The 17,486-nt window shown below is 70.6% G+C and carries 20 protein-coding genes; 8 read left to right on the top strand and 12 right to left on the bottom strand.

Annotation, left to right across the window (positions count from 1 at the left end):
* Together HNR73_RS22550 and HNR73_RS22545 are read left to right on the top strand one after the other, a co-directional pair.
* A complete protein-coding gene (locus HNR73_RS22550; protein WP_184789579.1) occupies positions 1-1,050 on the top strand; it encodes a FecCD family ABC transporter permease in 1,050 nt (349 codons plus the stop codon).
* Positions 1,047-2,060 (top strand): FecCD family ABC transporter permease, encoded by a 1,014-nt coding sequence (locus tag HNR73_RS22545; protein ID WP_184789578.1) that lies wholly within the window; start codon positions 1,047-1,049, stop codon positions 2,058-2,060. The genes HNR73_RS22550 and HNR73_RS22545 overlap by 4 nt, the downstream gene beginning before the upstream one ends.
* A 43-nt stretch (positions 2,061-2,103) precedes the next feature.
* Here the strand turns inward: HNR73_RS22545 and HNR73_RS22540 are convergent, their stop codons facing one another.
* Positions 2,104-2,916: a lytic polysaccharide monooxygenase auxiliary activity family 9 protein gene (locus tag HNR73_RS22540; RefSeq protein ID WP_184789577.1), complete on the bottom strand. Its 813-nt coding sequence runs from the start codon at positions 2,914-2,916 to the stop codon at positions 2,104-2,106.
* Positions 2,917-3,087: 171 nt separating this feature from the next.
* On the opposite strand from HNR73_RS22540, the gene HNR73_RS22535 reads away from it, so the two are divergent.
* A complete protein-coding gene (locus tag HNR73_RS22535) occupies positions 3,088-4,074 on the top strand; it encodes a DUF6528 family protein (RefSeq protein WP_184789576.1) in 987 nt (328 codons plus the stop codon).
* 69 nt (positions 4,075-4,143) lie between these two features.
* On the opposite strand, the gene HNR73_RS40815 is transcribed toward HNR73_RS22535, so the two are convergent.
* Positions 4,144-6,147, bottom strand: coding sequence for an STAS domain-containing protein (locus HNR73_RS40815; RefSeq protein ID WP_184789575.1), 2,004 nt, complete (start codon positions 6,145-6,147; stop codon positions 4,144-4,146).
* A 745-nt stretch (positions 6,148-6,892) separates the two neighbouring features.
* Positions 6,893-7,855: an NADP-dependent oxidoreductase gene (locus HNR73_RS22525; RefSeq protein WP_184789574.1), complete on the bottom strand. Its 963-nt coding sequence runs from the start codon at positions 7,853-7,855 to the stop codon at positions 6,893-6,895.
* Positions 7,856-7,946: 91 nt separating this feature from the next.
* On the opposite strand from HNR73_RS22525, the gene HNR73_RS22520 reads away from it, so the two are divergent.
* Both HNR73_RS22520 and HNR73_RS22515 read left to right on the top strand, forming a co-directional pair.
* Positions 7,947-8,540, top strand: coding sequence for a TetR/AcrR family transcriptional regulator (locus HNR73_RS22520; protein WP_184789573.1), 594 nt, complete (start codon positions 7,947-7,949; stop codon positions 8,538-8,540).
* Positions 8,541-8,709: 169 nt separating this feature from the next.
* On the top strand, positions 8,710-8,946 hold the full coding sequence (locus HNR73_RS22515; protein WP_184789572.1) for a DUF7489 domain-containing protein: 237 nt from the start codon (positions 8,710-8,712) through the stop codon (positions 8,944-8,946).
* Positions 8,947-8,955: 9 nt separating this feature from the next.
* On the opposite strand, the gene HNR73_RS22510 is transcribed toward HNR73_RS22515, so the two are convergent.
* Together HNR73_RS22510 and HNR73_RS22505 are read right to left on the bottom strand one after the other, a co-directional pair.
* Complete coding sequence (locus HNR73_RS22510; protein ID WP_184789571.1) at positions 8,956-9,903, bottom strand: right-handed parallel beta-helix repeat-containing protein; 948 nt, start codon at positions 9,901-9,903, stop codon at positions 8,956-8,958.
* 48 nt (positions 9,904-9,951) lie between these two features.
* Entirely contained in the window at positions 9,952-10,662 is a 711-nt protein-coding gene (locus HNR73_RS22505; protein WP_184789570.1) for a TioE family transcriptional regulator, read from the bottom strand.
* A gap of 81 nt (positions 10,663-10,743) precedes the next feature.
* Between HNR73_RS22505 and HNR73_RS22500 the strand changes: the two genes are divergently transcribed.
* Positions 10,744-11,877 (top strand): erythromycin esterase family protein, encoded by a 1,134-nt coding sequence (locus HNR73_RS22500; RefSeq protein WP_184789569.1) that lies wholly within the window; start codon positions 10,744-10,746, stop codon positions 11,875-11,877.
* A 72-nt stretch (positions 11,878-11,949) separates the two neighbouring features.
* Here the strand turns inward: HNR73_RS22500 and HNR73_RS22495 are convergent, their stop codons facing one another.
* The 4 genes from HNR73_RS22495 to HNR73_RS22480 all read right to left on the bottom strand — a co-directional run bounded on the left by HNR73_RS22495 (position 11,950) and on the right by HNR73_RS22480 (position 14,580).
* Entirely contained in the window at positions 11,950-12,228 is a 279-nt protein-coding gene (locus tag HNR73_RS22495; protein ID WP_184789568.1) for a hypothetical protein, read from the bottom strand.
* 89 nt (positions 12,229-12,317) lie between these two features.
* Positions 12,318-13,550 carry a cation:proton antiporter gene (locus HNR73_RS22490; protein ID WP_184789567.1) on the bottom strand — a complete coding sequence of 411 codons (1,233 nt, stop codon included), beginning with the start codon at positions 13,548-13,550 and terminating at the stop codon, positions 12,318-12,320.
* A 5-nt stretch (positions 13,551-13,555) separates the two neighbouring features.
* Positions 13,556-14,026 carry a cation:proton antiporter regulatory subunit gene (locus tag HNR73_RS22485; protein ID WP_184789566.1) on the bottom strand — a complete coding sequence of 157 codons (471 nt, stop codon included), beginning with the start codon at positions 14,024-14,026 and terminating at the stop codon, positions 13,556-13,558.
* A gap of 128 nt (positions 14,027-14,154) precedes the next feature.
* The gene (locus HNR73_RS22480; protein ID WP_184789565.1) at positions 14,155-14,580 is read right to left on the bottom strand and encodes a hypothetical protein; all 426 of its coding nucleotides are present in this window, start codon (positions 14,578-14,580) and stop codon (positions 14,155-14,157) included.
* A 156-nt stretch (positions 14,581-14,736) separates the two neighbouring features.
* Here HNR73_RS22480 and HNR73_RS22475 point away from each other — a divergent pair, with 156 nt between their 5' ends.
* On the top strand, positions 14,737-14,940 hold the full coding sequence (locus HNR73_RS22475) for an EF-hand domain-containing protein (RefSeq protein WP_184789564.1): 204 nt from the start codon (positions 14,737-14,739) through the stop codon (positions 14,938-14,940).
* 3 nt (positions 14,941-14,943) lie between these two features.
* On the opposite strand, the gene HNR73_RS22470 is transcribed toward HNR73_RS22475, so the two are convergent.
* Positions 14,944-15,795 (bottom strand): alpha/beta hydrolase, encoded by an 852-nt coding sequence (locus HNR73_RS22470; protein WP_184789563.1) that lies wholly within the window; start codon positions 15,793-15,795, stop codon positions 14,944-14,946.
* Positions 15,796-15,864: 69 nt separating this feature from the next.
* Complete coding sequence (locus HNR73_RS22465) at positions 15,865-16,410, bottom strand: DinB family protein (protein ID WP_184789562.1); 546 nt, start codon at positions 16,408-16,410, stop codon at positions 15,865-15,867.
* A gap of 173 nt (positions 16,411-16,583) precedes the next feature.
* Here HNR73_RS22465 and HNR73_RS22460 point away from each other — a divergent pair, with 173 nt between their 5' ends.
* Complete coding sequence (locus tag HNR73_RS22460; protein WP_184789561.1) at positions 16,584-16,883, top strand: hypothetical protein; 300 nt, start codon at positions 16,584-16,586, stop codon at positions 16,881-16,883.
* A 42-nt stretch (positions 16,884-16,925) separates the two neighbouring features.
* On the opposite strand, the gene HNR73_RS22455 is transcribed toward HNR73_RS22460, so the two are convergent.
* Positions 16,926-17,345, bottom strand: coding sequence for a VOC family protein (locus tag HNR73_RS22455; RefSeq protein ID WP_184789560.1), 420 nt, complete (start codon positions 17,343-17,345; stop codon positions 16,926-16,928).
* Between the last annotated feature and the right edge of the window lie 141 nt (positions 17,346-17,486).

The raw sequence follows: 17,486 nt of genomic DNA, 5'->3' as shown, positions 1-17,486 counted from the left end.
GTGAGCCGCACGCTCGACCCGGCGCGACCCGTCACCACGGCGACATCGAGACGGTCGCGCCGGGGACTTCTCATCGGACTCGCGGCCCTGTTCGCCGCCCTGCTCACCGTGTCGGTGCTCAGCGTCGCCGTCGGCGCCCAGTCCGTTCCACTCGCGACGGTCGCCGACGCCCTCCGCGACCTCCACTCCGATGACACCGCCCACCAGATCGTCGCCGGGCGGCTCCCGCGACTGGCCGCCGGGCTGCTGGTCGGCGTGGCCCTCGGCCTGGCCGGGGCGATCATGCAGGGAGTCACCCGCAACCCGCTCGCCGACCCCGGCCTCCTCGGCGTCAACGCCGGAGCCTCCCTGGCCGTGGTCGTCGCCATCAACGTCTTCGGGATCACCACCGCCGCCGGGTACATCTGGTTCGGCTTCGCCGGCGCGACGCTCGTCGCCGTCCTCGTCTACGGCGTGGCCTCCTTCGGCCGCGACGGCGCCACGCCCGTCAAGCTCCTGCTCGCCGGCGCGGCGATCGGGGCCGCGCTCATCTCGATCACCACCGCCGTCCTGCTCACCGACGCCACGACGTTCAACCAGTACCGCTTCTGGACGGTCGGATCCCTGGCGGGCCGCCGCTGGGACCTCATCGCCCAGGTCGCGCCCTTCGTACTGGCCGGCGCCGTGGCGGCCCTGCTCACCGGACGGCTGCTCAACACCCTCTCGCTCGGCGAGGAGGTCGCGCGCGGACTCGGCCAGCGCGTCCACCTCGCGCGCGTCACCGCGGCCGCCGCCGCGGTCGTGCTCTGCGGCGCCGCGACCGCCATCGCCGGGCCGATCTGGTTCGTCGGGCTCCTCGTGCCGCACATCGCGCGGCAGTTCACCGGACCCGACCACCGCTGGATCCTGCCCTACTCGATGCTGCTCGCGCCGGTCCTGCTGCTGGCCTCCGACGTACTCGGCCGGGTCATGGCACCACCCGGCGAGGTGCAGGCCGGGATCGTGCTGTCCTTCATCGGCGCGCCCTTCCTCATCGCGCTGATGCGCCGCCGACGGGCGGCGGCCGCGTGAGCGTCGTGCGGCGACTGCGCCGCCGCACCCTCGCGCGCGTCGTGACCGTCGCGTGTGGACTGGCCGTGGCGGTCGCGGCCATCGCCGTCTACTCCCTGTCGCTCGGCGAGATCGACATCCCCGCCGCCGACGTGGTCAACGCCCTGCTCGGCCTCGACGACGGCGGCAGCGCCTACATCGTCAACGAACTGCGGCTGCCGCGGGCGCTCGTCGCCGTCCTCGCCGGGGCGGCCTTCGGCATGTCCGGCGCGATCTTCCAGAGTCTCGTGCGCAATCCCCTCGCCAGCCCCGACATCATCGGTGTCACCGCGGGCGCCGGGGCCGCGGCGGTCGTCGCGCTGTTGCTGTTCGGCTGGAGCGGCGTGGCGGTGTCGGCCGCGGCCCTCGTCGGCGCCCTGGCCACGGCGGCCTCCATCTACCTGCTCGCCTGGCGCGACGGGGTCACCGGCGGGCGCCTGGTCGTCATCGGGATCGCCATGGCGGCGATGCTCACCGGGATCGTCTCCTTCACCATGACCCGCGCCGACGTCTACGACGCGCGCGACGCCTTGGTGTGGCTGACCGGCAGCCTCAACGCCAAGACCTGGGCGACCGTGCGGATCCTCGCCCCCGCGCTCGCGGTCCTCTTCGCCCTGGCGCTCCCGGCCACCCGGTGGCTGCGGGCCCTGCGCATGAGCGACGAGGCGGCACGCGGCATCGGCGTGCCCGTCGAACGCGCCCGGCTCGGCCTGATCGCCATCGCGGTGGCCCTCGCGGCCGTGGCGACCGCCGCCGTCGGCCCGGTCGCGTTCGTCGCCTTCGTGTCCGGCCCGATCGCCCGGCGCCTCACCGGCCCGGGCGGTCACACCGCGCTGGTCCCGGCCGCGCTCGTCGGCGCGCTGGTGCTGTCGGCCGCCGACCTCGTGGCACAGCACGCCGTGGCCTCGACGGCGTTCCCGGTGGGCGTGGTGACCGCGATCGTCGGCGCGCCCTACCTGCTGTGGCTCCTGGCCCGCACCGGACGTGAGTGAGGGGCGGTACAGCCCGTACCGCCCCTCATGGTTCATCCGGGGATCAACAGGCGCCGAGCGCCTGCCACACGCCCCACTCGCCGGTCTTGCCGGGCTCCTCGCCCTGCGTCCACCACTTGGCGCGCCACTTCTGGCCGCCGTGGCCGACCTCGGCACCGCCGTTGTAGGTCGCGCCGGAGCTCCACACGGGCAGGCCCGAGCAGGTGCCCGGGTCGGGGTCGCCCGGGTCGGGGTCACCGGGGGAACTGCCGAAGACCACGTCGGAGCACGAGTAGAAGGCGTTGGCCGTGTCGTGGACCGTCCACACCGCGACGATCAGGTGCCGGCCGGTCTTGCCGGTCGGGAGCGTGCCGGTGTGGCTGTAGTCGAACGGGGGCTGCGCGCCGCCGTAGTCGACCTTGGCGAAGGGCACCAGGTCGAGCTGCGCGCGGGTGAGCGGGTTCAGCGGGTTGTAGCTGCTGTTGGTGATGAAGTACTCGAACTTGGTGGTGCGGTGGGCGGCGGTGAAGTGCCAGCTGAAGGTGTACTGCTGGCCGGCCTGCACGGTCTGCGCGGGCCACGCGCCGCCGCGCGGGTTGTCCAGTGGCGCGAAGCCGCTGTTGCCGCCGGCGCAGATCTGGCCGTCGGCCGGACCGGCGGCGGGGAAGCCCTTCGGGCCCTCGACGCTCTGGGGTTCGTACTGGATCGGGCCGCAGTTGGCGACCGCGCCGGTCGAACACTGCAACTGGCGGCTGACCGGGCCGTTGGTGTAACCGTGGGCCGAGGCCGGTCCCGCACTGGCGAACGTGAACACGACGGCCGTGGCGACGCCCGCGAGCGCCGCTAAGGCGGTGCGCACTCCTCTTCGGACGGACATGGGAACTCCTTCTCTGCCGGAAACTTGCTTGAAGGTTTCCTAATGGTAGAGGTGGATCTCCCCTCGGTCCAGCCCCGCCGGAAATATCGCGCGGGGAGCGTGAACCCCGCGGGCCCGAAGCCGCATCTACCTACCTGCAAGCCATCCGCATACGACAGGGGAGGTGGCAGGATGCACCGAAGGGCACTGCTGCGCGGGGTGATCGCGGCCGGAGCGGCCGCTCCGCTGGGAGGTCTGCTGGTCCCGGCCGGCGCAGGGGCCGAGGAGACGGGGGCCGCCGCGGTGAACTTCCGCGTGGCGATCACCGACGTCGCCGCCAACAAGATCCGCGTACTCGACCGGACGGCGAACTTCGACACCGGGCGCGTGCACTGGAGCTTCAGCCCGGGCAAGAGCGCCGGCTGGGCCGAGATGATGGAGGTCCGCTTCCGGCAGATCCCGACCTACGGCTGGGTCGCCCTCGTCGCGTCCCGCAAGGGCAAGGCCGCGATGATCAACGTCAAGAAGGACAAGCCCGCCGCCGGGCTCGGCGACGTGATCTGGTCGGTCAACGCCGGACCGCACAACCACGGTATCGAGTACCTGCCCGGCACCGGCGCGGTCGTCGTCGCCGCCTCACGCTCGGACAAGCTCACGCTCTACGCCCCCAAGGCGGGCCAGGGCCCGAAGACGCTCGCCTACGTCCACTCCTACAAGCACGTCGACGCCCACACCGTGTGGTGGGACCCCGACTACAAGGTCCTGTGGGCCTACGGGGGCACGAAACTGTCGTCGTACCGGGTCACCGGAAGCGGCCGGGGCACGCGGCTGGTCAAGTGGAAGAACGACGTGACGGTCAAGACCAACGGCCACGACCTCCACCAGGACCAGGCCGACAAGGGCAAACTCACCCTCACCAACAGCGGCACCGTCATGCACTTCGACAAGGCGTCGCGGACCTATGTGAAGTTCCCCGGCGCGATCGGCGAGCTCAACGGCGTCAACTCCTTCGTGCGGCACTCCTCCGGCCAGCTCATGTGGACGCAGAAGCGGGCGGAGAACCCGAAGGACCCGCACTGGTGGGCGAGCCCGACGGTGCGCTTCTCGGCCGGCGGGAACCGGACGCGGAAGGGCGCGCGGATCTACCGGGCGCGGATCGTGCCGAACTTCATGGATTGAGGCCGGGGGGAACGGTTGTCGCCACCCCGCCGGCCCGCCTCCAAGAGAGCGGGTCGGCGGGCGTGCCGATCACGACAATCGGCGATGGGCGGCGTCGATGTCCGGAACAATATCGAGGACCTGGTTGGTTCCGGTGATGCGCATCAGGAACAGGATGCGCTCGTAGGAGCAGACGACGATCAGCGCGACATGGGCTTCACGAGCACGTCTCTGGCTGCCGATCAGCACCCCGAGCCCGGTGGAATCGATGAAGCGCGTCAAGGTCATGTCGATGATCAGCCTGCCGTCGGTCTTGCTCAGCGCCGCCTTCACCGAATCGCGCAACATCGGTCCCGTATAGACGTCGAGGGCTCGGCCCGTGGCGATCACTCGCGCGCCGCCGGACGCTACATGTTCTGAGATCTTCGGCCGCGCATCGTGGAGCCGTGGGATGTGCACCGCGTCCTCCAAGACGTTCAGCCATGCCATCCCCATCTCGATGCGCACCCGCCCGCGATCGGACTCACCGTCGAGCGCGGCGGTCCGACTGATCCATTCGCGTACGGCCTGGACCGCGAGGGTGCGCCGATGTTCGGTCGGTGGATCCAGAGTCGGCCTGTTGTGCATCGGCTTGATCGTGTGGAGTTCCCTGAACACCACGGCCGTCTGCGACGGGCTCATGGGCGTGGTGAAGAGCTTGGCGGTCTCCGCCTCGTCCGGTCGTGCCCAGATGGCCAGGGCACGCAACTCTTCGAGCAGCCGCGGGCGGAATCTTGGGTCGAGTGCGCTGGTCAGCCGGGCGACGTCGACGAGTTCGGCCTTTACTTCGACGGCGCGGTCGAGCTCACCGCGTTTCGCGTGACGCCTCGCCTGCTCGGCCAGCAGGCTTCCTCGGAGCTCCAGCCGTTCCTGGTCGGGGTGGGGTTCGTCGCGGAGTTCGCGGCGGAGCAGGTCCAGCGCCTCGTCGGCCAGGTCTGCGCACCGCCGGTCGATCGCGCGAAACTTCCGCATCAGCTCGTAACGCTCGATGGGGCCGCCCTGTGTCGAGGCCGAGCGGAACACCAGTGGGAGAACGTCGGGCCGGCTCCTGTTTCGTTCCCCGAACAGCCATTCGGCGAGCCGGTCGGGTTGCAGGGAACCCCACCAGTGGGTTCCGCCGGGGTACAGGTCCCGCAGCCAGTTCGCCGCCTTGAGGCGTTCATCTTCCCGAAGGTCGCGCAGCCCGGGCACGGTGGCGAGGACGGATCGCGCGGCGTCGATTCCGTCGGCGGGAACGAGCGACGCCGCCGCGACGGCCGAACGCATGGTGTCAATGGTGAGGTTGAGTCCGTGTTCCCTCGCGGTATCGCTCCAGTACCTGCCCTCGTGGTCGAGGATCCGTCCCTCGGCCGCGAGTCCGGCGCCCGGATCGGCTCCGGCGGCGTGGTCGAGCAGTGTTCCCAGAACGTGCATGTGCAACCCGAGGGCGTCCCGAAAGTCGGGTGATCCGTGTGGCGAGGACACCAGGCGGCGCGGATCCCGGCCCTGGAGATCGAATGTGGGGTCGAGCCCTTTCAGCTCCTTGGCGTATTCCGTGGCCATCACTTCCGCGACATCGTACGTGTGGGGGCCTCCTCCATAAAGCGGATCCAGTCGCATGACCTCCGCGGCTTTGAAGAGGCCCGTGCCAGGTCGCATGGCGTCCCGCCAGCCATCATCACCGCGCGCCAGCATCAGCACCCGGACGGGTTCATCCGAGGGCAGGCATTCCGCCAATAGATCGAGTTGCCTTCGACGGGTTTCGGCGTAGTCGACGACCACCAGCAACGGAATGCGGACCGATCTCAGGCGATCGAGATCATCCGGCCGGCGCGGGTCATCGCGCAGGTGAAGTACCGCCCATCCCGCCGTGCGCATCCGGTGCCCGAGCTCGCGGGCCAGGCGCGACTTCCCCGCGCCGCCGGGAGCGGTGATCAGCTGCGCCGCGCGTTGCGGACCGGTCTCCGCCCAGGCCCGAAGAGACGCCAAGGTGCGTTCTCTGCCGGCCTGGAACGCGGTCGCCTCCACATCAGCGCGGAGCAGCATCGCCGGGGAGACCGCGGTGACGTCGGGCACTTGGAGGCGTTCGAGCTCGACGTCCCGCATTCGCGGCCTACCGCCGATGATGTCGACGAACCCTCGGTCGGCGAGCAGGTCCGACACCGGTAGCGCCAGTAGTTCCCGGTCCTCCCAGCGGGACGAGACCTGGGTGATGACGCCTGTGAAGATCCCTTCGCAGAAGACCGCCGCTCCCGAGTAGCCGCGCCAGCCTGAACCCTCGTGCGGCGCGGGAGGCGGGGTGATCGGCATCAACGCGAGATGGCCGTGCCCGAGCCAGGAAAGCGTGCGGACACGCGCGTCGAGGTGGTGGCTGTGGCGCGAACGATGGTCTCGGCTGAGGGCGGGAAACCCCACCGCCTCGGCCGGAACGGCGGGTTCGCTTCCCACCAGGCGTCCCCAGGCCACATCGGACATGCTTGGGAGCGCTTCTTCGAGCCGGATGACGGCTCCGTCCACAGGCGAGGCACCACGCCACACGGCTACGCCGGCGATCTCGGGTGCGGCCTTTAAGCCCGGAAAGGACAGCATGACCTGCGCGCCTTCAGCGCCGACGCAATGTCCGGCGGTCACCACGTGCCGGTCGTCAACGAGAAAACCGGATCCGAGCGTCGGACGCTCGCGACCCGGAATCCGCGAGGATGTTCGGCATACCCGCTTCGCTGGAATCATCGGCCCCCCTCATCGCGTCGGAATCCATTCTGTCTGCTTCGACGCTTGGACAGGGGATTCTGGGCGCGGCCCGGCGGACCGACTTGTTCCCTCACATCCGAACCACCAGCTTCCCCGTCGAGTGCCGCCGGGCGAAGTCGACGACGGCCCGCGGGCCGTCGTCGAGTCCGTAGCGGCGGCCGATCGTCGCCTTGAGGTCGCCGCGGGCGGCGGCGTCGGCGACTTCCGCCATGCCGCCGAGGGTCCCTTCCATGTCGAGGACGAAGGTGAGTTCGACGTCGTCGCGGCCGAGTTGGTCGGGCTGGGTCACCGGGAAGGTGATCGTCGTGAGGCGGCCGCCGGCGCGGAGTGCGGCGGCCAGGTCGCGTAGTTCGTCGCCGGGGAGGGTCAGGTTCATGGCGACGTCGACGTCGCCGGGGTAGTCGCCGTAGGCGATGGTCTCGGCGGCGCCGAGGCCGAGCATCGTCGCGGCGTCCTCGGGGGTCGCGGTGGCGATCACCTTGGCTCCGGCGGAGGCGAGCAGCGGGACCACCGCGGTGCCGACGCCTCCGGTCGCCCCGACGACGAGCACCGTCTCACCGGCTGCCACCGGTGTCGTGGCCATCAGGGCGCGTGCGGTCAGGCCGACGGTGGGCAGGGCCGCGGCGTCTTCGACGCTCAGGCCTTGGGGCCGGTGCGCCAGGAACGGCGTGTCGGCTTCGAACACCGCGTACTCGGCCAGCGATCCGGTGCTCAGGGACGGCCGCGAACTCCCGGCCATGGCGCGGATCGCGCGCGGCACGGCCTGTCCGAAGATCTCGTCGCCGACGCGCCAGGCGCTCACGCCGGGCCCGAGCGCGGTGACGGTCCCGGCGAAGTCGTTGCCGGGCACGTGTGGGAACGGCAGCGGGAAGCTCTCGCGGAAGTCGCCGCTGGGCAGGCGCACGTCGGCGGGGTTGATCGAGGCGGCGGCGATGCGTACGAGGATCTGTCCTGGCCCCGGGACCGGGATCGGGATGTCGGCGAGGGTGTAGGTCTCGGGCGGGCCGTAGTCGTGTGCGACGACTGCCTTCATGTTGCGTCCTCCAGAAACGGACCGAGCGGTCATGTTCGTCGGGACGCTAGCACTAAGCGGACCGCACGGTCAACTTGCTACGCTGGCTCCCATGACCCGCCCCCTCCGCGCCGACGCCGCCCGCAACCGGCGCTCGCTCCTGGCCGCGGCCGCCGACGAGTTCGCCGAACACGGCCTCGACGCCTCCGTCGCCGACATCGCCCGCCGCGCGGGCGTCGGCAAGGGCACGGTCTTCCGCCACTTCGCCACCAAGGACGACCTGATCGCGGCGATCCTCACCGACCGCATCGACGAACTCAACGCCCTCGGCGAGCGCCTCATCGACGGCGACGACGCCGGTGCCGCACTCGCGGAGTTCCTCACGGCCGCCGCGCGCCAGCGTCAGGAGCGGGACCTGTCGTTCCTCGCCGAGGCGAGCGAGTCGATGACGGAGGTGACGCGCGTCCGCACGCGCATGCTCGACACGCTCGACCGCCTCGTCGCCCGGGCCCGCGAGCAGGGCGCCGTCCGCGACGACATCACCGGCGCCGACGTCTTCCTGCTCATGTGCGCCCCGAACTACGTCGCGGGTTACGTCCGGGACGCCTCGCCCGACCTGTGGCGCAGGTACCTCGGGATCATCCTCGACGGGCTGCGCCCCGAAGGCGCCCGGCCGCTGCCGGAGAAGGCGCCGAACCTGGGCTGAGGCGTGTCCCCGCGCGCCTTTGGCTTTTGCACGACCGTCAGCAACCTCGCCGGGCCCGCAGCGCCCGCGCGCGTTTCGCGTGCCCGGCGGTGAGGACCGCCGCGGCGTTTTCGACGATCACGCCGCCCCGCCCGCACTTCGCGAGGCAGCATGATCACGAGGAGGGGCGATGTTCGGACGCGGAAAGCACAAGGACGAGGCCTGGGCGGGCGTGGTCGCGGGGAAGGAGCGGTCCTCACCCGACGGGCAGAACATGTACCACCACGTCTCGGTCGAGCTGGCCGACGGGCAGCTCAAGGACGTGCGCGTCAAAGGCCGGCTGTGGCGGACCCTGGAGGTCGGCGACCGGCTGAGCAAGACGGCCGGTGAGAACGAGCCGGTGAAAGTCGACGGCACGCTTGGGTAGCCCGGCCGTTCACGACAGCACGTTGCCGCTGCCGGTGAGTGCCGAGGAGCACTTGGCCAGGCCGTCCTCGGCGCCGGAGCCGATGATGCGCTGGCCGCTCGCCCCGGTGTGGAAACGCCCGTCATAGGTGTTGCCGACGGCCCGGTTGCCCGTGCCGCAGGTTTCGGCGGCGGTGAATCGCCAGAAGGTGATCAGGGCGCGGTCGGTTCCGGGCAGGCCGGAGTCGGTGAAGGTGTTGTCTTCGACGAGGTTGTCGTCGGTGCCGTTGCGCAGCCGGACGGGGTCGCCCGTGACGCGACTGAACGTGTTGCCCCGCAGGAGGTTGCGGCTGCTTCCGGTGGCCGCGTAGACGCCGTGGACGCAGCCGGGGCAGTCGGTGTTCTCCAGGTCGCGCATGATGTTGTTGACGATCGCGTTGTCGTCGGATCCGAGCAGGTGCACCGCGGCGAAGCCGGAGCCGTCGGGCACGTACTTGTTGCCGATCCGCTCGAAGATCATGTTGCGCACGGTGTTGCCGCTCGTGTCGAGCCGCAGCGCGCCGGTGCGGTAGTTGCGCACGGTCAGTTCGCGCACGTCCAGACGCGGCCCTCCCGCGGTGTTCATCCAGTACCGGGTCGTGCCCGTGACGCGGGAGCCGTCGAAGACGGGCCGCTGCGTCCCTTCCCGCCGAAAGAGCAGCAGGTCCTGCGGAACGCCGCTCCAGCTGACCATCGCCGTCTCGTAGTAGGTGCCGGCCCCGACGACGACCGTCGCCGTCGTGGCGGTGCTACCGGCCAGCAGCGACTTGACGCGGGTGAGGGATCGGACGGGCGCGCCCGCACCACCGTCGGCGGAGTCACTGCCTGTCGGGCTCATATGGAGGGTCACCGACGCCGCCTGGACGGCCGCCGGTGCGGCGAGCACCGCCGATGCCGCGCACACCAGGGTGAGTACGGCTCGTGTCAGGAATCTCCACATGGGCTGCCTCCCGGCGTCGACGACGGGGCACACGTTAGTGCACTTCGCTTACGGCGCAAGGGTTTCGCCGAGGCGAAGGTAGCGGCCGAGGTGTCCGGCGGCGTCGAGCATGGCCAGGCCGCGCGCGGTCAGCCTGCGCCTCCAGTCGTCGAGGGCGCCCGACAGCGAGTCGGTGCCACCCGCGGTCCGGACCTGCTCGACGACGGTGGCGATGTGGTCGAGGGGGTAGCCGCCGCGCCGGAGGAGGTGGGCGAGCTCGGCGTCGCGGACGTCGCCGTCACCGAAGACGCGGTAGCCGGTGGCCGGGTCCCGTACCGGCGCGAGGATCCCGGCGGTCTCCCAGTTGCGCAGGGTCGCCGGGGTGAGGTCGAGGCGGTGGGCGAGTTCGCCGATGGTGCGTGGCGTGGGGGTGTGCGAGGGTGCGGTGTAGGTGGTCAGGTCGCCGATGGCCTGGGTGACGGCGTGGAGGGTGCTCCGGTCGCGTCGCAGCTGGGCGTGGCCCTGGTCGATGGCGGCGAGGGCGTCGTCGAGTCGTCCGTCATGGACGGCGACCATGATCCGGCCGCCGATGGCGTGGCCGTGGGCGGTGATCAGTGAGAGGAACGCGCGGAGGGCGGCGGCGTGGGTCTCGGTGTAGATCCGGTAGCCGCTTTGTGTGCGGTCGGCGGGCGGGATGAAGCCGTCGCGCTCGTAGTTGCGGACCGCCTGGGTCGAGATGCCGTGTTCGCGCGCGAGGACGGCGGGCCGCAGGTTTTTCATCGCTTTGAGACTTTACCGGAGTTCTAGCTGCTGAATGCCTGCCAAGCATCAATCGAGCTTTCAACGATACGCTTCATACACATGACAAGAGAGATTCTCGACCACGTCGGCCGTTCCTGCGAGCTCCTCGCCCTCGGCGAGCCGACCCATCAAGACCCGGTCTTCGCCCGGATACGCAACGGCCTGCTGCCGCGGCTGGCCGAGCGCGGCTTCCGCTCGATCGCGCTGGAGATCGACCGCGTGGCCGCCCTGGCCGTCGACGACCACGTCCGCCACGGTGTCGGCGAGCTCGACGTGGTCATGCGCGAGGGCTTCTCCCATGAGTGGGGCGAGCGGGAGGAGAACCGGCGCCTGGTGGTGTGGATCCGGGAGTACAACGAGGGCCGTCCGGCGGCGGAACGACTGGCCTTCCACGGTTTCGACGCGCCGACGGAGAACTACAGCGCGCCGAGCCCGCGCGGCTATCTCGAAGCCGCCCGCGATCATCTGGGCCTCGACGTCGACATCGCCGGTCCGGCCGGTCCCGACGAACGCTGGAGCCGCACCGAGGCGATCCTCGACGCGGCGATGTCGCCCGGGGCCACCGAGGAGGCCGAGCGGCTGCGGGTCGTCGGCGAGGAGCTGCTCACCGCTCTCGACGAGCGCGGGCCGGGCGGCTCGCCGGAGGCCTGGGATCGGGCGAGGACCCGGCTCACCGCGGGTCTCTGGCTGCTGCGCTACCACAAGCAGGCGTCGCGGCCGCTCGAACCGAACCTGCGGGTGTCGCGGCTGATGGCCGTCCGCGACGCGCTGCAGGCGCAGAACCTGCTCGACATCCGCCGCGTCGAGGCCCGCCGTGGGCCGACGCTCGTCTTCGCGCACAACAGCCATCTCCAGCTCAGCCCGAGCAGGCTCGTGGCCGGTGAACTGGATCTGCGATGGGTCGGTGCCGGGTCGATCGCGGGCGCGCTGCTGGGTGAGAAGTACGTCTACATCCCCGGCAGTCTCGGACGCTGCGCGGCCATCGACCTTGACGCTCCGGCACCGGAGACCTATGAGGGCCTGCTCGGCGAGCGTGTTCCCGACTGGGGTTTCGTGGACGCGGCGACGGTCGCGCCGGGTGTGGTGCGGTCCGACATGAAGCCGCGGCAGGGGTACTACCCGCTCGATCCGGCGGTCCTGGAAGGCGCCGGGGCGGTCTGGCATGTCAACGATGCGGCGAGCGCGCGGGTCTGACCGGGCGCACTCCCCCGGTCGGCGTGGTGCGGGGCCGCCTCCCCCGTCGGTGAAAGGCGGCCCCGTGTTCGGCTAGGGGTTGGTGTACACCCACAGGGCGTACCTGCCGCCGCCGAGGGACCGGCACTCGTAGCGAAGCGCCCAGTCCTTCGCCAGGTACTCCTCGCCCTTCTTGCGGCACGCGGCCAGGGTCGTGTGGTCGGAGATGTGGTGCCAGCCGGGTGCGGCCTGCACCTGTCCCCCCGTTTCGGACGCGTCGTGGGCCTGGGCCGGTGCCGACAGTCCGGTGACGGCGAGCGCGGCGGCTCCCATCAAGAGCGTGGCGGCGGTGATCCGGATCTTTGCGCGCATGTCCCCTCCAAGGTGGTGTCTGTGGCGGGAAAGCTATCGGCACCGGGTCTCATATCGCTGTCATCGCTGCGTCACCGCAGGCCGGGGGCTCAGGGCGAGTGCACTCCTCCGTCGCTTCCGGCGGTCGCGGTGATGGCCTCGGGTGGCGTTTCGGTGGGCTTCCTGCGCCGCAGCCGTCCGATCCGTTCGGCGAGGGGCTGGACGTAGCGGGCGGTCAGCGGTCCGGCGATCACGAGGATGAGGACGTAGGCGGTGGCGAGCGGCCCGAGTTCGGGCGCGACCCCGGCGGTCACGGCGAGGCCGGCGATGACGATCGAGAACTCGCCGCGCGCGACCAGCGTTCCGCCGACGCGCCAGCGTCCCTTGCCGGGTATCCCGGCGCGCTTGGCGGCCCAGTAGCCGGTGGCGATCTTCGTCGCGGCCGTGACGACCGCCAGGATCGAGGCGGGTAGCAGTACCGCGGGGATGCTGGCCGGGTCGGTGTGCAGGCCGAAGAACACGAAGAACACCGCCGCGAACAGGTCCCGCAGTGGGCTGAGCAGCGCGTGCGCGCCTTCGGCGACCTCGCCCGACAGTGCGATGCCGACGAGGAACGCGCCGACCGCCGCCGAGACCTGGAGGGCCTGGGCGATTCCGGCGACCAGGAGTGTCAGGCCGAGCACGACCAGCAGCAGCTTCTCGGCGTCGGAACTGGACACGAAGCGGGAGATGACCCGCCCGAAGCGCAGGGCGACGAACAGTACGGCGCTGGCCACGGCCAGGGCGATCGCGAGGGTCAGGCTGCCGGCGGCCCAGCCGACACCCGCGACGAGCGCGGTGACGATCGGCAGGTAGACGGCCATGGCGAGGTCTTCGAGGACGAGGATGCTCAGGATCGTCGGAGTCTCGCGGTTGCCGACACGCCCGAGGTCGCCGAGGACCTTGGCGATGACGCCGGAGGAGGACACCCAGGTCACGCCCGCGAGGACGACGGCCGCGACCGGTCCCCAGCCCATGAGCAGCGCGGCGATGGCGCCGGGGACGGCGTTGAGCGCGAAGTCGATGAGGCCGGCCGGGTACTGGGTTTTGAGGTTGGTGACGAGGTCGCTAGCCGAGTACTCCAGGCCCAGCATGAGCAGCAGGAGGATGACGCCGATCTCGGCGCCGATGGCGACGAACTCCTCGCTGGCGCCCAGCGGGAGCAGTCCGCCCTCGCCGAAGGCGAGACCGGCGAGGAGGTAGAGCGGGATGGGCGAGAAGCTGAAGCGGCCGGCGATGCGTCCCAGGACCCCGAGGGCCAGGATGATCGCGCCGAATTCGATGAGGAACAGCGCTCCGTGCATGCGCGTCAGTCCCGCAGCAGGATCGACGCGGCCGCCTCGACGCCCTCGCGGGTGCCGATCACGATGAGGATGTCGCCGCCGGCGAGCCGGAACCCCGGGCCCGGGGAGGGCAGCGCCTCGGCGCGCCGGAGGACGGCGACGATGGACACGCCGGTCTCGGTGCGGATGCAGGCCTCGCCCATGAGGCGGCCGTTCCAGTGTGAGACGCCGGGCAGTTCGATGCGTTCGGCTACGAGGCCGAGGTCGGTGGTGTGCAGGACGCTGGGACTGTGGTGTGCGGGCATGAGGGCGTCGCGGAGCAGTTCGGCCTCGGTCGGGCTGAGGTGGACCGACTGGGCGCAGTCGTCGGGGTCGTCGGTGCGATGCACGCTCACCGTCCGCGATCCGTCGCGGTGGGCGACCACCGAGACGTGACGGTTCTCCCGGCTGTCGAGGTCGTAGCGCACCCCGATCCCCGGCAACGGCGTTGAGCTCATCCGCGAAGACGGCACCTGATTCCCTTTCGTCGTGGCTGCGGGCGAGGCCCGCGAACGCGACAAGGGTTTCACATGTCGATCACCATGCATCGAAGCCGGTCGAAGTCCTTGGGGCCGGCGGTACCGTGCTACACGCGATCGAAGGTCAGGTCGAAGTCCTTGCGCCAGGTGGCGCCGCGGTCCTCCGACATGTCGGTCCGACCGTCGATCCGGTCCGGTCCGGCGACCACAAGGGTCAGGGTCTGGAAGAAGTCGGGATCCTCCCGCCGCATCTCCAGCGTCGTGCCGTCGAAGGTCGCCGCGAAGACACGGCAGACACCGCGCTCGTCGTGATAGAGGGCGGAGTACTCGTCGCGCGCGTCACTGCGCCCGAACACCACGGTCATCTCACCATCGAGATCCAAGCGCATGGCCAGCAGCCCTTCGCCCAGCCACGCGAAGGCCGCCGTGCCCTTGACCTCGGTCCCGGCGGGCTCCAGGAACCAGGCGTCCGACAGCGTCACCGCGTAGTTCCCGACCAGACCGTCGAGCCCGGCCATCTTCTCGTTACGCACGGGGACTCCTTTTCCTGGGGCGTCGAGGACCCCCATCGTGGCAGAAAGGCCGCACACCGGGAGAACACTTCACGACCGCCGCAGCGACCCACCACGCGTGTGCGTAGTGTCGGTAACCTGAGCCACGAGATCACCGACGCCACAACGGGAGTGACCATGAGCGAGCTCGACGACGCGGTCCGCGCCTTCAACGACATCGACGCCGACGGCGACGGGTTCATCACCGGCACCGAGATGAAGAAGTACTACGAGGGCATCCTCACCGCCGAGCAGGTCGACCTGATCTTCAAGCTCACCGACAGCGACCACGACCGGCGCATCACCCTCGAAGAGTTCGCGCCGCTGCTCAACAACCGCTGACCCTCACTCCCCTTCCGCCGGACGCCAGATCCACCTGATGGCGTCGGGCAGCAGGACGCCGCCGTGGTTCGGGCTGTGGCCTCCGTCGCCGAGCACCAGACGGAAGTCGTACCCGGCCTCGGCGAGGGCCGCGGCGACGCGGAGGTTCTCGGCCAGCCAGTTCCACTTCGGTTCGTTCCAGTACAGGTCGCGGTGCCCGGCCTGCAGGAACACGCGCAGGTCCTTGCGCGGGACCTCCGGGATCAGTGCGGGGTAGGGGTTCCCGCCCGGCATCTGCGCGAAGCTCGACAGGAAGCCGATGACGCGGCCGAACACGTCGGGGCGCAGCCAGGCGGCGGTGAAGGCGCAGTCGCCGCCGCTGCTGCCGCCGCAGATCAGGCGGCGCGCGGGATCGTCGCTGATCGAGTACCGCTCGGTGACCTGCGGGATGATCTCGGTGAGCAGGAAGTTCACGTAGCGCTCGTCGAAGGCGTCGTACTCCTCGTTGCGGTTCTTCGGTTCGGCGCGGTCGGGGAAGACGCCCGGGTCGACGAAGAGCCCGATCGTGGCCGGGATGTCCCCGTGGCCGATCAGGTTGTCGAGGACGACGCCGCCCCGGATCTCGCCTTCGGGGTCGAGGTACCACCACCCGTCTTGGAACACCGCCAGCGATGCCGGTTCCGCCGGATCGCAGGCGGCCGGGACATGGATCCAGAACTTGCGATGCGTCCCCGGATAGATCGTGCTGTCGCGCCATTCCAGCTCGATGGTCTCACCGGCGCGAACACCGTCTTGGGGTAGGGAATCGGGGCCGTGGGCGTAGCGGACGTCGGCCTGGTCGAGCGGAAGCGGTCGGTACGGCACCTCGTCACTCATGGCCGCAACATAGCCACGGCGGCCCACCGCGGCAATCGTTTTCCGCCGCGGTGGGCTCGGCGCCGAAGGCTAGCCCCAGCTCTGGCCGCTCTCCTGGGCGACGAGCTCGAAGGCCGTCTTCCCGTCGAGGGACTCGCGGATGATGTCGGCGTGCCCGGCGTGCCGGTCGACCTCGCTGATCAGGCGCAGGAGCACCCACCGCAGCGAGACCTCTTCCTTGGGGAACCAGGGCTGGTCGGGCAGCGGGAAGGTCGTGTCGAGGCTGTCGGCGGCCCGGATGAAGGCCTCGGTCTCGGCCGCGACGCGCTCCCAGTAGGCCAGCTGCGAGGCGACGGTCTCCTCGCCGACCAGGCGGAAACACTCGTCCCAGTTGGCCTCGGTGCGCTCGATGGCCGGCTCCTCCCGCTTCGCGCGGGCGATCCAGCCCTGCTCGACCTCGGCGACGTGCTTGAGCAGTCCCGACAGCGACAGCTCGCTCGCGCTCGGCTTGCGGGCGGCCTCCTCGTCGCTCAGCCCGAGCAGTGCCCGGCGCAGCCCGCCGCGTCCCTCGGCGAGGAACGCCAGCAGGGCCCCGCGCTCGTCGCCCTTGGCCTCCGCGCGAACGTGAGTGACCATGTCTTCCGCCTTTCTCCGGGTGGGACACCGCGCCCCGCCTCATCTACATCCACAGCCTAAGTAGCCTTGCGGTCAGCTTCTGTCCGCAAGGGGAATCGGACCGGAAAAAGCTCGCGCGCGTGGCCGGATCGCTGGCGGACACCCGGCTCGGCGACCCGCTAGGCTCACGCCCTATGACCGATGACCCTGAGCGGACTTTCGCGCTCGCCTGGAAGAACCGGCGCATCTTCGCCGTCCGGGAGAACTGGCCGGCCGGCGCGCTGGAGTCCTGCGAGGCGATCGAACGCGAGTTCCCCGACGTGCATCCGGTGTGGCACAAGGGCGGGCTGCCCGGCGCGTGGGGCGAGGCCGGGTTCTACGGAACCGTCCGCGGGCTGCCCGGAGCCGGGCGGACGGTCTTCGCGCCGACCGCCGACGAGCTGCGCGCCACCCTCGCCGCCCGCCCCGCGCGCGGTACGAGCGCACGCAAATGACCGCCGGCGGGCGCGGGGTGTCCCTCGCGCCCGCCCATCGCGTCACGGCCGGGCGGCGGCGATGTCGACGACCCAGGTGACGCCGAAACGGTCGGTGAGCATCCCGTAGAGCGGCGCCCACGGGGACGGAGCGAGCGGAACGGCGACGGTCGCGCCGTCGGCGAGCCGCTTCCACAAGGCGGTGATCTCGTCGGCGGAGTCGCCGCGCAGGGAGACGAAGAACGGGTCCTCGCCACGGCTCCAGAGCCGCGACGAGGGCACGTCGTAGGCCATCACGCGAAAGCCGTTCTCCGCGTCGACCTGGCCCCACACCAACTGCTCGGCCTCGGCGGGGTCCTCCACGGCGTCCATGTCCCGGTAGGTGAACAGGCTCAACTCTCCCCCGAACACCTCCCGGTAGAAGCCGAGAGCCGCGCGGGCGTCGCCGCGGAAGTTGAGGTGGGTGACTGCTGTGACGGTCATGATCGTGCCCTTCGACTGGTGGCCGGGCCGCGTCGTGCGGCCCCACCGGGGCAGTCTCGGGCGGATGTAGGTCGGGTCAGGTCCTCCTTGACCCGCTCGCGGCCGGAAGTTCTGTGGCGGTCGGCACGCCGAGGGCCACCA

Source organism: Phytomonospora endophytica (genome assembly GCF_014202425.1).
GTDB classification, from domain to species: Bacteria; Actinomycetota; Actinomycetes; order Mycobacteriales; family Micromonosporaceae; genus Phytomonospora; species Phytomonospora endophytica.
The sequence above is the reverse complement of the archived record's forward strand: the minus strand, read 5'-3'. Positions and strand labels throughout refer to the sequence as shown.